This window comes from Ruegeria sp. AE4 (assembly GCF_056542185.1).
In genome coordinates this window covers 13,032-27,232 of sequence record NZ_JBQFZK010000013.1, presented here as the reverse complement: position 1 = coordinate 27,232, position 14,201 = coordinate 13,032, and the positions used below count along the sequence as shown (strand labels likewise).

12 protein-coding genes are annotated in these 14,201 nt (G+C 59.9%); all 12 read left to right on the top strand.

Annotated features, from left to right (window positions below):
* Positions 1 to 121 precede the first annotated feature (121 nt).
* Positions 122 to 637, top strand: a complete 516-nt coding sequence (gene napF, locus ACR0EK_RS15065; protein WP_480520467.1) for a ferredoxin-type protein NapF — start codon at positions 122 to 124, stop codon at positions 635 to 637.
* Complete coding sequence (locus ACR0EK_RS15060) at positions 634 to 927, top strand: chaperone NapD (protein WP_480967909.1); 294 nt, start codon at positions 634 to 636, stop codon at positions 925 to 927. Before napF ends, ACR0EK_RS15060 begins: the two co-directional genes overlap by 4 nt.
* Positions 924 to 3,416 (top strand): nitrate reductase catalytic subunit NapA, encoded by a 2,493-nt coding sequence (gene napA, locus ACR0EK_RS15055; protein ID WP_480967908.1) that lies wholly within the window; start codon positions 924 to 926, stop codon positions 3,414 to 3,416. Before ACR0EK_RS15060 ends, napA begins: the two co-directional genes overlap by 4 nt.
* Positions 3,417 to 3,444: 28 nt before the next feature.
* A complete protein-coding gene (gene napG / locus ACR0EK_RS15050) occupies positions 3,445 to 4,263 on the top strand; it encodes a ferredoxin-type protein NapG (protein ID WP_480967907.1) in 819 nt (272 codons plus the stop codon).
* On the top strand, positions 4,260 to 5,177 hold the full coding sequence (gene napH / locus ACR0EK_RS15045; protein WP_480900528.1) for a quinol dehydrogenase ferredoxin subunit NapH: 918 nt from the start codon (positions 4,260 to 4,262) through the stop codon (positions 5,175 to 5,177). The genes napG and napH overlap by 4 nt, the downstream gene beginning before the upstream one ends.
* 12 nt (positions 5,178 to 5,189) lie before the next feature.
* The gene (locus ACR0EK_RS15040; RefSeq protein ID WP_209507029.1) at positions 5,190 to 5,627 is read left to right on the top strand and encodes a nitrate reductase cytochrome c-type subunit; all 438 of its coding nucleotides are present in this window, start codon (positions 5,190 to 5,192) and stop codon (positions 5,625 to 5,627) included.
* A 29-nt stretch (positions 5,628 to 5,656) separates the two neighbouring features.
* Positions 5,657 to 6,349, top strand: coding sequence for a NapC/NirT family cytochrome c (locus ACR0EK_RS15035; RefSeq protein WP_480900526.1), 693 nt, complete (start codon positions 5,657 to 5,659; stop codon positions 6,347 to 6,349).
* A gap of 13 nt (positions 6,350 to 6,362) precedes the next feature.
* Positions 6,363 to 6,620 carry a hypothetical protein gene (locus tag ACR0EK_RS15030; protein WP_209507027.1) on the top strand — a complete coding sequence of 86 codons (258 nt, stop codon included), beginning with the start codon at positions 6,363 to 6,365 and terminating at the stop codon, positions 6,618 to 6,620.
* 485 nt (positions 6,621 to 7,105) lie between these two features.
* Positions 7,106 to 10,306, top strand: a complete 3,201-nt coding sequence (locus ACR0EK_RS15025) for an adenylate/guanylate cyclase domain-containing protein (RefSeq protein ID WP_480900524.1) — start codon at positions 7,106 to 7,108, stop codon at positions 10,304 to 10,306.
* A 52-nt stretch (positions 10,307 to 10,358) separates the two neighbouring features.
* Entirely contained in the window at positions 10,359 to 11,243 is an 885-nt protein-coding gene (locus ACR0EK_RS15020; protein WP_209507025.1) for an encapsulin, read from the top strand.
* A 14-nt stretch (positions 11,244 to 11,257) separates the two neighbouring features.
* Positions 11,258 to 12,082, top strand: coding sequence for a DUF3237 domain-containing protein (locus tag ACR0EK_RS15015; RefSeq protein ID WP_480559924.1), 825 nt, complete (start codon positions 11,258 to 11,260; stop codon positions 12,080 to 12,082).
* Positions 12,075 to 14,198, top strand: coding sequence for a hydroxysqualene dehydroxylase (locus ACR0EK_RS15010; RefSeq protein WP_480914699.1), 2,124 nt, complete (start codon positions 12,075 to 12,077; stop codon positions 14,196 to 14,198). Before ACR0EK_RS15015 ends, ACR0EK_RS15010 begins: the two co-directional genes overlap by 8 nt.
* Positions 14,199 to 14,201 lie beyond the last annotated feature (3 nt).

Genomic DNA, 14,201 nt, shown 5'->3' with positions numbered 1-14,201 from the left:
AGGAAAATTCACCAAGAACATGATATTCGCGAAAAACATGATATAGGTCAATTCGTGCGCTGCTTCGCGCAGTTAGGAAGTAAGGACGCGAACCAATCTATCCACACTCGAGTCGCCAGCCATGAGCCAGTTGACCAGCAGACGCGCTTTTCTGAGCGCACGTATCCTACGGGAGGATCCTGATGCGATTCGACCGCCGGGCGCGGGCGTGACAGGCTTTGCCGATCTGTGCACAGGCTGTGAAGACTGCGCCGGGGCCTGCCCGGAAGACATCATCACATTCGACGACAGCGGCTTTCCGGTTCTGGATCTTTCCGCAGGCGGCTGCACCTTATGCGGTGCATGTGCCGAAATCTGCCCGACCCCGGCGCTGTTGCCCGAGCGTGTGGCCGAGTGGCCGTGGCGCGCACGGATCGAGGCCGCAAGCTGCCTGTCGATGAACGGGGTGAGCTGCCGCCTGTGCCAGGACACTTGCGAACAGGAAGCCATCCGCTTTCGCCTGCAACTGGGCGGGCGGGCTGAACCGGCGCTTGAAACCGAAACCTGTATCGGATGCGGCATATGTTCTGCCGCCTGCCCTGCCGGGGCCATCACGATGCACCGCCCCGCCCCTTTGCACCCGGAGGTGACCCAATGAATATCTGTGGCTGTCTTGTCCACATCGCCCCCGATCACACCGACGCCGCGCGCGCGGCGATAACCGGCACCGATGGCGTCGAGCTTCATGCGGAGGCCGAGGATGGCCGGTTCGTCGTGGTTGTCGAGGATACAGCCGACCGGCTGGCCTCGGAAACCATCATGGATCTGCACCAGATCCCCGGCGTGATCTCATTGTCGCTGACCTATCACCATTTCGAAGATCTCGCGGAGGCTGCTCCGCGTCCTGATGCTCCAAGCCAACCGTCCAGCAGGAGGCCCATGCAATGACCATCTCTGAATCCCGTCGTACATTCCTGAAAGCGTCCGCAGCGGCTGCCACGGCCTCGGCTGCCGGCATCCCACTGGCCGCTGGTTCGGCCAGCGCTCAGGCCGCCGCGCCTGATATCCGCTGGGACAAGGCCGCCTGCCGGTTCTGCGGTACTGGCTGTTCGGTTCTGGTGGGCACCAAGGATGGCCGCGTAGTCGCCACACAGGGCGACCCTGACGCGCCGGTCAACCGGGGTCTGAACTGTATCAAGGGCTATTTCCTGTCCAAGATCATGTATGGCAAGGACCGCCTGACCACGCCGCTTTTGCGCAAAACCAACGGCGAATATGACAAGAACGGCGAGTTTGAGCCGGTCAGCTGGGACGAAGCCTTTGACGTCATGGCGGCCAAGTGGAAAGAGGCGCTGGCCAAGAAAGGCCCGACCAGCGTGGGCATGTTCGGTTCCGGTCAGTGGACCGTCTGGGAAGGTTATGCGGCGGCCAAGATGATGAAGGCCGGGTTCCGGTCGAACAACATCGACCCCAACGCGCGTCACTGCATGGCGTCGGCCGTGGTCGGCTTTATCCGTACCTTCGGCATCGACGAGCCGATGGGCTGCTATGACGACCTTGAGCACGCGGATACGTTTGTTCTGTGGGGGTCGAACATGGCCGAGATGCACCCGATCCTGTGGTCGCGCCTGACCGATACGCGCCTGACCAAGCCGGGATGCGAAGTGCATGTTCTGTCGACCTTCGAGCACCGCTCGTTCGAGCTGGCCGACAATGGCATGGTGTTCAACCCTCAGACCGATCTGGCGATCCTGAACTATATCGCCAATTACATCATCCAGAATGGCGCGGTGAACGAAGAGTTCGTCAAGAACCACGTCAACATTACCAAGACCGCCACCGATATCGGTTATGGCCTGCGCGACAATCATCCGCTGCAACAAGAGGCCGCGAACCCCAATGTCGGCAAGATGGAGCCGATCAGCTTTGAGGAATATGCCGAGGCGGTATCGGCATACACGCTGGAATACACTTCGGAGTTGTCCGGTGTTCCGGCGGACAAGTTGGAGCGTCTGGCCCAGCAATATGCCGACCCGAACCGCAAGGTCATGAGCCTGTGGACCATGGGGTTCAACCAGCATACCCGCGGGTCGTGGGTGAACTCGTTGATGTATAACGTGCACCTGCTGGTGGGCAAGATTTCCGAGCCCGGAAACTCGCCCTTCTCGCTGACCGGTCAGCCGTCGGCCTGCGGAACCGCGCGTGAGGTTGGCACCTTTGCCCACCGTCTGCCTGCCGACATGGTTGTCATGAATGACGAGCACCGCAAGATTTGCGAAACCGCCTGGAATGTGCCTGCGGGTACCATTCCGGCCAAGCCCGGCTTTCACGCCGTACTGCAGCACCGCAAGCTGAAGGATGGCGATCTGAACGCCTATTGGGTGCAGTGCAACAACAACATGCAGGCGGCACCGAATATCAACGAAGAAGGTTATCCCGGGTATCGCAACCCCGAGAACTTTATCACCGTTTCAGACCCCTACCCGACCGTCACGGCCGTGTCCGCCGACCTGATCCTGCCCACCGCCATGTGGGTCGAGAAGGAAGGCGCCTATGGTAACGCCGAGCGCCGTACACAGTTCTGGCGGCAGCAGGTCAAGGCACCGGGCGAGGCCAAGTCGGACATGTGGCAGGTGATGGAATTCTCGAAACGTTTCACCGTTGAAGAGGTCTGGGGCGAAGAGTTGCTGGCCACCATGCCGGAACATCGCGGCAAGACCATGTACGAGGTTCTGTTTGCCAATGGCAGCGTCGACAAGTTCCCGCTGTCGGAAACGGCCGAGGGCTTTGACAACGACGAATCCGAGCATTTCGGGTTCTACGTTCAGAAGGGTCTGTTCGAGGAATATGCCAATTTCGGACGCGGCCACGCGCACGATCTGGCTCCGTTTGAAACCTATCACCAAGCCCGTGGTCTGCGCTGGCCGGTCGTGGACGGCAAGGAGACGCTGTATCGTTTCCGCGAAGGCTATGACCCTTATGTGCCCGAAGGCGCGGGCGTGAAGTTCTATGGCAAGAAGGATGGCAAGGCGAGCATCATCTTTGCGCCTTACGAGCCTGCGGCCGAGGAACCGGATGCGGAATATGATTTGTGGCTGTGCACTGGTCGTGTGCTGGAACACTGGCATTCGGGGTCGATGACGCGCCGTGTGCCAGAGCTGCACCGCGCCTACCCGGCGGCTGTGGTTTACATGCATCCGCAGGACGCCAAGGATCGGGATCTGCGCCGGGGTCAGGAGATTGTTCTGTCCACCCGTCGGGGCGAGGTCACCAGCCGGGTCGAGACCCGTGGGCGCAACAAGGTGCCGCGCGGCCTGGTGTTCATGCCGTGGTTCGATGAAGGCCAGTTGACCAACAAGCTGACGCTGGACGCGACCTGCCCGCTGTCGAAAGAGACCGACTTCAAGAAATGCGCCTGCAAGGTCGAGCGCGCATAGGCAACAAGGATCGTACGGGTAAATCCTCATGTCTTTTGCCGACAAACCCCTTTCGCCGCAGCGGCGCCGTTTCCTGCAGGATTCGGCGCGGGTGGCGGGCGGCTGCGTGGTCGCCGGGACGGTGCTGGCCTATCTGGCCCGCGACGCCCGCGCCCTGCCGGCCGAGGCTTTGCGCCCGCCCGGCGCGCTGCCGGAAAAGGAGTTTCTGTCGGCCTGCATCCGCTGCGGATTATGCGTGCGGGATTGCCCATACGATACGTTGAAACTGGCCGAGTTGGGCTCGGACGCGGTGGCGACGGGAACGCCCTTTTTCACCGCCCGGGATATTCCCTGTGAGATGTGCGACGACATCCCTTGCGTTGCCGCATGTCCGACCGGGGCACTGGATCCCGCGCTGGACAATATCGACGACGCGAAGATGGGGGTCGCGGTTCTGGTCGATCAGGAGAACTGCCTGAACTTCCTCGGGTTGCGCTGCGATGTCTGTTACCGCGTCTGCCCCGTCATCGACGAGGCGATCACGCTGGACACCACGCACAACACGCGGTCGGGCCATCACGCGATGTTCATCCCGACCGTCCACGCCGACCGCTGCACCGGCTGCGGCATGTGCGAGAAAAGCTGTGTTCTGCCCGAGGCCGCCATCAAGGTGCTGCCTGCCCGGCTGGCGCGGGGCAGTTCGGCAGAGCATTACCGCAAGGGTTGGGAAGAAAAGGCCGCGAAAGGCGCGCCGGTGGTCGAGGGGATCATCGACCTGCCGGACCGTTTGCCCGGACCGGGCACGGACAATCTGGCCACGCCCGGCGGCTTTGCGCCGGGATATGATCTGCCGGGGGTGGGACAATGAGCGCCCGCACAGATATGCCCACAGGTCACGAGGCCATCGCCAGCAAGGGCTGGATCGGCGCGCACCGCTATCTGCTGCTGCGCCGTGCAAGCCAGCTGTTCTTTCTGGTTCTGTTTCTGCTGGGCCCATGGTTCGGCATCTGGATCGTTCAGGGCACGCTGGCCGGGTCGCTGACGCTGGGCGTGCTGCCTTTGACCGATCCGTTCATCCTGTTGCAGAGCATGGTTGCGGGCCACTGGCCCGAAATGACCGCGCTGATCGGTGGGCTGATCGTTCTGGTGGTCTATGCCCTGATTGGTGGCCGTGTCTATTGTTCCTGGGTCTGCCCGATCAATCCGGTGACGGATGCGGCCAACTGGTTGCACCGCAAGCTGGACCTGCCGAAAGGCTGGCAACCCAAGCGCGGGACGCGCCTGTGGATTCTGGCAACCGTTCTGCTTGTTTCGGGTCTGAGCGGAATGATCGCGTGGGAACTGATCAACCCGATCACCATGCTGCATCGCGGGCTGGTCTTTGGAATGGGCTTTGTCTGGGCCCTGATCGCCGCCATCTTTGTCTTTGACGTCTTCGTCTCGCGCCACGGATGGTGCGGACACCTGTGCCCGGTGGGTGCGTTCTATGGCCTGATCGGAGCAAAAAGCCTGCTGCGGATCAGCGCCACAAACCGCGCCGCCTGCGATGACTGCATGGATTGTTACACGGTCTGCCCGGAAAATCAGGTGATCTCGCCCGCGCTGAAGGGCAAACCGGGAAGTACCCCGCTGATCCTGTCACCCGACTGCACGAATTGTGGCCGCTGCATCGATGTCTGCGCGGTCGACGTTTTTACCTTTACTCACCGGTTCGACGACCACGTCGTCCAACCTTCCGATCCAGTTGCCGCGCCCGAGCCGCGCGCCGCCAGACCTATCTAGGGGAGTGCCAAGATGAAAAAATCTATCGTTACAGGCGGAATTGCCCTTCTACCCGTATTATTGCTGAGCGGATGGGCCCTCGCGCAATCTGCTCAGGTTGAATCCCTGCGCGGTGCGGACGTGGATGAGCCGGTGCCGCTGGACCAGATCCACCGCAATGTCGAAGGGCGCCAGCAGCGCAATTACCGGCAGCAGCCGCCAGTCATCCCGCATTCGGTCGAACAGTACCAGATCGACATCCGTACCAACCAGTGCCTGTCCTGCCATGACTGGACCAAAGCCGGTGACCGCAACGCGCCGACGCTGTCGATGACTCATTACCTGGACCGTGAAGGCCGCGAACTGGATCGGATCGCCGGAACCCGGTATTTCTGCAACCAGTGCCACGTACCGCAGGCCGACGCCCCGCCGCTGGTCGACAACGTGTTCCAGCCCTCCGCCGGCAATTGATCCAACGCAAGACTGAAAGGAGCACCGATATGGCCGACTCTCCTGAAAACCGCGGCTTGCTTGGTCGCCTCTGGAACGCGATCTGGACGCCGACGGTGCTGTTCAGTTCAGGCTTTCTGGTCCTGGCCGGATTTCTGGCCGGTATCCTGTTCTGGGGTGGATTTCACTGGACCCTTGAGCTGACGAATACCGAAGAATTCTGTACCTCGTGCCACACGATGGAAACCAACCTGGGCGAGTATCGCGAAACGGTTCATTACAACAACCATTCCGGCGTTCGCGCGATCTGTTCCGACTGCCACGTGCCGGATGAATGGAGCCACAAGATCAAAGCCAAGATCATGGCCGTCAAAGACGTCTATCATGAGCTGGCCGGAACCATCAGCACACCCGAGCAGTACGAGGCGCATCGCCTGAGCATGGCTTCGGCCGTGTGGAAGAAGATGAAGGAGTCGGACAGTCGTGAATGCCGCAACTGTCACAACTTTGACTACATGGACTTTACCATTCAGGAAACCCGCGCCGCGTCGGAACACCAGCGCGCCATCGACACCGGCATGACATGCATCGACTGCCATCAGGGCATCGCGCATAATCTGCCCGCGAACTATCTGGAACAGTACCAGAAGATAAGCGAGGCCGTGGAGGGCGAGGTTCTTCAGGAACATGCATCCGCCTCGGGCAGCGACATCCGCGCGTTTCTGAACAACAGTTCGAATTAGAGTGGGGGCAGACATGTTAGACTTACTTGGAACAATCGGCGCCAATGTCCTGGGCCTGCCCGGCATACTTGGGCTGGCGCTTGGAATGATGACCCGCAAGCTATGGCTGGGTGCGGTACTGGGGGCCGTTGTCGGCATTCTGGAAACGCTGGTTTTCGCGGGCTTTCAGTTTGCCCATGTGGAAGCGCTGGAACTTGGTATCTCGGTTCTGGTCGGGCTTTGCGCGGGCAGCCTTGGCACTGCCATCCGCCTAAAAGGCGCAACCGTCTGAAGAAGAAACCGGTTCTGCCCGTTTGGTGGAGCCGGTATCCTGCCGGGTCACGTTTCCCGCGCCAAAGCAGATGCTTGTGCCGCGCGCGACGCGTCTATTGACGCTAGGGAAGCGTTTAAGGCGCGCGGTGGCGCCAAAAATTGGCAGGGTGTGATTTTCGCATTTCCACAACTTCAATGAAATCGCATGAGGCCCTAGAGCCTAGGGAAAAACACCCATTCCCATTCCGTGCGGCAAGGCAGCAGGCCCGGCCCAGATTTGCGCGTGAAAAATCAATATGAAACCGAAAGCCAATGATTTGACAAGAAAAATTCAAAGTGGAGTGGAAATTCGAAACGACATCTGTCACAGCAGATAACAAGTTAATAATGGTGTCCCTGCGTCATGTGGATAGAACGTAAATTCCTCTCTATTTTTGCTTATACAAATACAATATGTTTTGAGGGGAGTAAGGGGGGAAGGAAAATGGGCGGGGGCGCAGAACGATGACGGGGGTCCTTGAGGCATCGCCGCGTATCTCAAAAGTTCTTCAACTGGCTGATCTGGAAAACCATGCCACGCTGTTTCGGCAGGAAGGCGTGGATGATGATATTCTGGACGAGCTGACAGATCCCGAACTGCGCGATCTGGGGCTGACGGTTGGTGAAAGAAAGCGGTTTCGCAAGGCGCAGGCGCGTCTGAAATCTGAGGAAGCTTCGACCCGGCAGGAGCTTAGGTCGGAAGCCGAACGGCGGCAGCTTACGCTGGTTTTCTGCGATCTCGTAGGGTCCACGCAGCTGGCCCAGCGGTATGACCCGGAAGACCTGATGCAGATCATGAATCTGTATCTGGATACGGCGATCGGCACCCTGAAACAGCATGGCTGTCATCTGGCCTACAGGCAGGGCGACGGGATCATGGTCTATTTCGGATATCCCAAAGCCATGGAGGACGATGCCGAGCGCGCCGTTCGCGCCGTGCTGGAGACCATCGAAGCCGTACAAAACCTTGAAAACAGGTTTGGCGAAAAACTGGATCTGCGCGCGGGAATTGCCACCGGTATGGTTGTTGTAGGGGTGGTTTCGTCGACAAGTCTTGGGTCGCAGGACTTTCTGGTCGGTGAAACCGCGAACCTTGCATCCCGCCTGCAAGGTCTGGCCGAGCCGGGTGAGGTGATCGTTTCCGCAGAGACGTGGCGATTGACACAAGGCGCATTCGAATTCGAGCCCCGTGGCAGCCAGAACCTGAAAGGGTTTGACAATCAGCGCACCGTCTATCGCGCCATTTCCGAAAGCGTCGCGACCAGCCGGTTCGATGCGCGTGTCGGACAGTCAGCCGTTGATCTTGTCGCCCGGGGCGACGATCTTTCGGTCCTGACCCAGCTTTGGAAAGATGCACAGGCGGGCTCCGGCAGGTTTGCGTTTGTCGGTGGCGCCGCAGGCATTGGCAAATCGCGGCTGATCAAGTCCCTGTCTGAAACAATTGGCGTCAAACCCTTTACCTTGCAGTGCATTCCGCATCTGGCCAGCCTTCCGCTTCACCCGATCGTGGGAGAGTTGAGGCGTGTTTCAGGCGACAAGTCCGATGACAGCATCCGGGGCGCGATTTCCGATTTTGTTCAGGCCGCCTCTCGTCTGAGCGACGCGGATTTGCCTGTTCTTCTCGATATGGCCGGGGTCGAAACGGGCGCAGAGCCGGATCCAGACCCCCTGAAGAAGGCCCGCAAATCGCTGGACGTGTTGTTGCGCAGCCTTGGCAGCCTGTGTGACAGGCGCGGCACCTTGTTGCTGGTGGTGGAAGACGTGCACTGGGCTGACGCAACCACGCTGGACGTGCTGGAGGCGCTGGCATCAGGACTGGACGGGTTCCCGATACTGGTGGTCCTGTCGCATCGCCCTGAATATGAACCGCCTGAGCATTACGAGGGCCGCGCGGCGCGCATCGATCTGACGCCTTTGGCCAGCAGTGAAGCCTCGGAACTGGTCCGGCGCGTGGCCGAGCCATACAGTTTGCCGGTCATCCTGATCAGGCAGATTGTCGAAAAAGCCGATGGCGTGCCGCTTTACATCGAAGAGATGACAAAGGCGGTTCTGGACCAGCTGCCGCAAGATGCGCCGATCAACGCCGAGGTTCTGGATGCCCTGAGTATCCCCGCGACCCTTCAGGATTCGTTGATGTCGCGTCTTGACCGGATGGAAAACGCAAAGCCCATCGCGCAGCTTGGGTCTGTTATCGGGCGCAGTTTCACCTCGGCGATGATCCAGGCGGTGGCGCAGGAAGACATGGATGTGGAAAGCGCGCTGATGCAGCTGATGGCGGCTGGGGTTGTGCTGATCACGGGCGAAGCCGGAACGGCCACCTATACGTTCAACCACGCGCTGGTTCAGGATACGGCCTATAACTCGCTGCTGCGCGAAGACCGACAGAAGGTTCATCTGAAAATCGCCCGGGCCTTGCTGGCCGGACATAACGCATTCGGGAACCCCGCCCCCGATACCGTGGCGCATCACTGCGACCATGGCGGGTTGAAGGATGAGGCGGTGTCCAACTGGTTTACGGCAGGCGAACAAGCCCTGACGCGGTTGGCGAACCTGCCTGCGATCTCGGCGTTTCGCGCGGCACTGCGTAATATCGGAACGATGCCCGCCAATGCCGAGCGTGACGGATTCGAGCTTCGGGTGCAGATGAATATCCTTCCGGCTTACATGGCGATCTATGGATGGTCCTCCGACCAGGTCGGAGAGACAGCCGCCCGCGCGATGGAGCTTGCCCATGCCTTGGGCGATGGCGAAACCCTTTTCGCGGCCACCTTCTGCCGCTGGACCAATTTCTTTGTCGCGGGCCAGATGAACCGGGCAATGGAGATGGGGCAGGCTCTGGACGCGATGGCCGGTATGAGTGGCGATCCTGTCGCCAACGTGCTGGCGGCCCGCGCGCTGAGTTTCACGCATTACTTCCGCGGGGAATTTGCGGATTGCGAGCAGCAGCTTGACCGTGCCTTTGCGCTGATCACGCCCGAGCTGGACATGGCCATGATGCCGATGACCCAGTCCTCGACCACGGCGTCGTTGCTGGCCATTCAGGGGTGCCTTCTGTGGCAGCAGGGCAAGTTTGATGAGGCGGAGGCCGCACGTCTGAAAGCCATCGACGTCAGCCGGGCACTGAACCACGCACCCAATCTTGTCTATGTCATGGGCGCGTGCAGCATGTTCCTGCCCTACGCGGGCGAATGGGACCGGCTGGACGTCACTATGAAAGAAGCGCGCAAGATCGCCGATGAGGAAGGGTTCCTGTATCTTCACGCCATGCAGGATATCTACATGGGTCTTGCGCAGGCGGGAAAAGGTGACATCGAGGGCGTCCCGGCCCATATCGAGGCCTGCATGAACCTGATCTCAAAGTCTGGTGGAAACTTTACTTTTCCGCAGAATCAGATTGTTCTGTCTGAGTTGATGATCGATCACGGGGATATTGATCAGGCCCTGGACCGGCTTGAAACCGTGTGTACCCCCGGTTGGGAACGAGGAGAAACGCTGAACAAACCGGAATATCACCGCGTGCGGGCCAAAGCCTTTGCTGCCAAAGGTGATCGGGACAGCGCGATTGCCGAGGGTGAACTGGCATTGGCGCTTGCCCGCGAATGTGGTGCCGTTGTTCAGGAACAACGCGCCGAGGCACTTCTGGACAGTTTGACGAAAGCCGAATGAACGAGACGGACTGCCCGGCCAAACAGGGCAGCATCACCAAGAGGGATTTACAATGACCGACGCATTGGATTGGAACACCGAACAGTGGAATGCCGTTAACAAGGCCGTCCATGATGAAGCGCTGCGTGCGCGGGTGGCTGCGAGTTTTCTGCCGCTTTATGGGCCGCTGCCGGCGGACACGCAATCTGTTCCCCTGAACAAGCTGGGTCTGGTCGACAACGCATCAGGCGCGGCCAAGCGTCTGGAAGTGAATGATTATGACACCCTGCGGCTGACGACGGTTTCCGTCAACGTCTACCTGAAAGGCGCGCAGGTGGCTGATCCGGAACTGGCCGCGGCCATGATCATGTTCCGCCGGGCCGCCGCCGTCGTGGCCAAGGTCGAGGATGACATCGTTTTCAACGGCCAGCCAGGCAGCAGCGAAGCGCCCAAACATGCCGGTGGCGCACCTGCGGATCTACCGCCGATCTATACCGTCAGCGGTGGCGGCAAATACCCGGGGCTGCTGGAGGCTGGCGAAGGTCAATCCATATCGATCAACGGGAAGAAAAAACCCTGTTCCGGCCCCGAGGTTTTCGAGGCCGTGGTCGCGGGCATCAACAAGCTGGAAGCGCATGGATACCTTGGGCCTTTTGCCTGCGTGATGGGCAATGGGCTGTTTCAGGCCGTGACCACGCCGATCGAAAACTCGATGGTGCTGCCGCGTGACAGTATTCTTCCGTTCCTTGACGGCCCGCTGCTGCGATCGGGCACCCTGCCCGCAAACAAGGCAGCACTTGTATCGCTGCAAGGTGCGCCGGTCGAGATTGTCGTGCCTTCGGATATCGCGGTGAAGTATCTGCAAACCTCGTCTGACGGTGAGCACATCTTCCGCGTGCAGCAGAAGTTCCACCTGAGGATCAAGGAAGCACAGGCGATCTGCACCATCACGTGCTGACCGGAGAACTGGTCATGCGAGAATTCACAGACCGGGGTGTGACATTGCGTTGGTCCGAATTGATCAACGTAAATGGGTTAAATCGGGTGCTGATCGAAGCCGGACCCGCCGTGTCTTCGCATGACGTGGTGCGTGTGATCTTTTCCGAAGATGGCGGCCCCGAACGCGCCATTCGCGGCTGGCCCTTGCAATGCGACCCGATGACGGGGTTTCAGCAGTTTGCAGCCATGCTGCCATCTGTGACCCAGGAAAAGACATTGACCTGGCGACCGGTGCTGACGACCGGTGGTCGCGAATATGATCCCGGCCCCGGAAAGGCCCCCGAGCCTGCGCCGCCAAGCCCGGCAAAGCCTGTCACGCAAATGCCCGCGCTTGAACACGTTGGCAGGTTTGTGGTGCCGTTCACCGACGAGTTCTATCCGTCAGGTGAAACACCGGACGGCATCTGGCTGCATTTCGGGATCAAAGAGGGCGGAACGGTTGAAGGACCTCATCTGAAGGGGACGATCGATCCGCTGGGGGGCGACTGGATGCGCGTGCGATCCGACGGAGTTGGGCTTTTGCACGCCCGAGCGCTTATTCAACCCGTTGAAGGGGGTGCGCCGATCCTGTTTGAAGATACCGGCGTGTGTGACTTTGGCCCGGATGGGTTTGCCGGGCTGGCGAAGGGCACTCTGCCCGCCTCGGCCCCGGTCCGGCTGGCACCGCGATACCTGACGTCAAACCCGAATTATGCCTGGATGAACAGGTTGCAGGGGTTCGGCATCGGCGAAGCCAGCCTGTCCGATATCACCCTGCGCTTTGACGTCTATTCCGCGAAAGGAACATCCGATGGCTGAAAAGGTTGTCATACTGGGCGGTGGCGTGGCCGGAATGAGCGCCGCGCATGAGCTGATCGAGCGCGGGTACGAGGTCGAGATTCACGAGCGCCAGCTGATCCCCGGCGGTAAGGCACGCAGCATCCCCGTGATGAAGGGCGAAGGCGATCACGGGTCCAAGGCGAAACACATCAAGGCGCTTGAAAAATGGGCCGAGATGGACGGTGCCAGTTATCCCCCCGGTGTGAAACGCCCCTGGCTGCCCGGCGAGCACGGGTTCCGGTTCTTTCCGAATTTCTACCGCCATATCACCGATACGATGGCACGCACGCCCTATTATGGCAAAGGCACCTGTTACGATAATCTGGTGTCCACCACTCAGGTTCTGGTCAGCCAGTTCGATGACCCTGGCATCATCGTTCCCGAACGGTTTCCCCGCACGCTGAAAGACGTGGCCGACGTGCTCAAGACGGTTGCATTCACGCTCTCGCCACGGGACCAGATTGCCTATGAGGATGTCGAACATTTCATCGCCTGCATGTGGCGCATCGCGACATCCTGCAAGGAGCGCCGGTTCGATGAATATGAACGCATCGGGTGGTGGGATTTCATCGGTGCCGAAAAACGCTCGGAAGCGTATCAGAAGTTTTTGGCGATTGGCCTGACCCGTTCGCTGGTGGCCGCGAAGGCGACAACTGCCAGTACAAAGACGGTGGGCGACATTGCGGTTCAACTTCAGCTGGGTATCGCGACGCCCGAGCCGCATGGCAACCGGCTGTTGAACGGTCCCACCAACCTTGTCTGGATACAGCCGTGGCTGGATTACCTCAAAAGCAAGGGGGTCGTGTACAAGTTCAACTCAAAGGTCACGGGCATCGACTGCGAGGATGGCCGCATCGTCAGCGCGACGGTTGAACAGGATGGCGAAGAAAAGCAGGTCACCGGGGACTGGTTCATCAGTGCGATGCCGATCGAACGGATCGCTCCGCTGATCACCCCTGCGATGACGGCAATCGACCCGTCTCTGGCCAAGCTGCCCCTGCTGGCCGATGACGTGCAATGGATGAACGGAATTCAGTTCTATCTGACCAAGGATGTTGAACTGACGCACGGCCATGTCATTTTCATTGACAGCCCCTGGGCCCTGACCGCGGTTTCGCAAAAACAGTTCTGGTCGGCCATCAACTTTGAAAACTGGGCAGAAGGCAAGACCAAGGGTTTGCTTTCAATAGATATTTCGGAATGGGACAAGCCGGGCCTGAACGGAAAAACCGCGCGTGATTGCAGCCGCGAGGAGATTGCGCAAGAGGTTTGGGAACAGCTCAAGCGGAGCGTCAACGTGGATGGCCAGACCGTCCTGCGCGACGAGGACATGCATTACTGGTTCCTTGATCCGGATATCGTACAGGATCCCAACGACCCCAAGCGCCAAACCAATGTGGAGCCGCTGTTGGTCAACCGCATCAACAGCTGGCGGTTGCGCCCTGAGGCGGCCACATTAATCCCGAACTTCATGCTGGCGTCGGATTATGTGCGCACCTACACCGATCTTGCCACCATGGAAGGGGCGAACGAAGCGGCACGTCGGGCGGTCAATGCCATCCTGCAACGCGGCGGATCAAAAGCAGAGCCCTGCCAAATCTGGGACCTGCACGAGCCGGATATCCTGAAACCGCTGCGCGCCTATGATTTTGCCCGCTATCAGGCCGGCCTGCCCTGGGACAACCGGTTTGCGGTTGCAGTCGAAGCCGCGCTGAGGATGGGACAGGATTCCGTGGGTGTTGAGCGTGGCGGTGAAGGGCCGCTGGCCGTCATCGGGGAACCGGCGGCTGAGTATTCAAAACCCGGCGGGATTACCGAAGACCCTGCTATTGCGGACGCGTTGCGCATGATCTGCCCTCCGAAAGAGCTGTTTGACCTGATGGCGGCCTACGAGCCGACCGCTGATCTTCCGATCCCGGGAGAGGAGATTGCAGAGGATGTTGCCTTTGATCTGGGACGGGACAGCGGCCAGTCGGGGGTGTTGTCCAAAGCCTTGCCGCTGACGGATTCACCTTTGTCCGCAACCGGAACCAACCTAGCCGAGACGGGCAGGAACGAGACCAAAACCCGTGTGATCATCACCCAGAAGGGATGACCC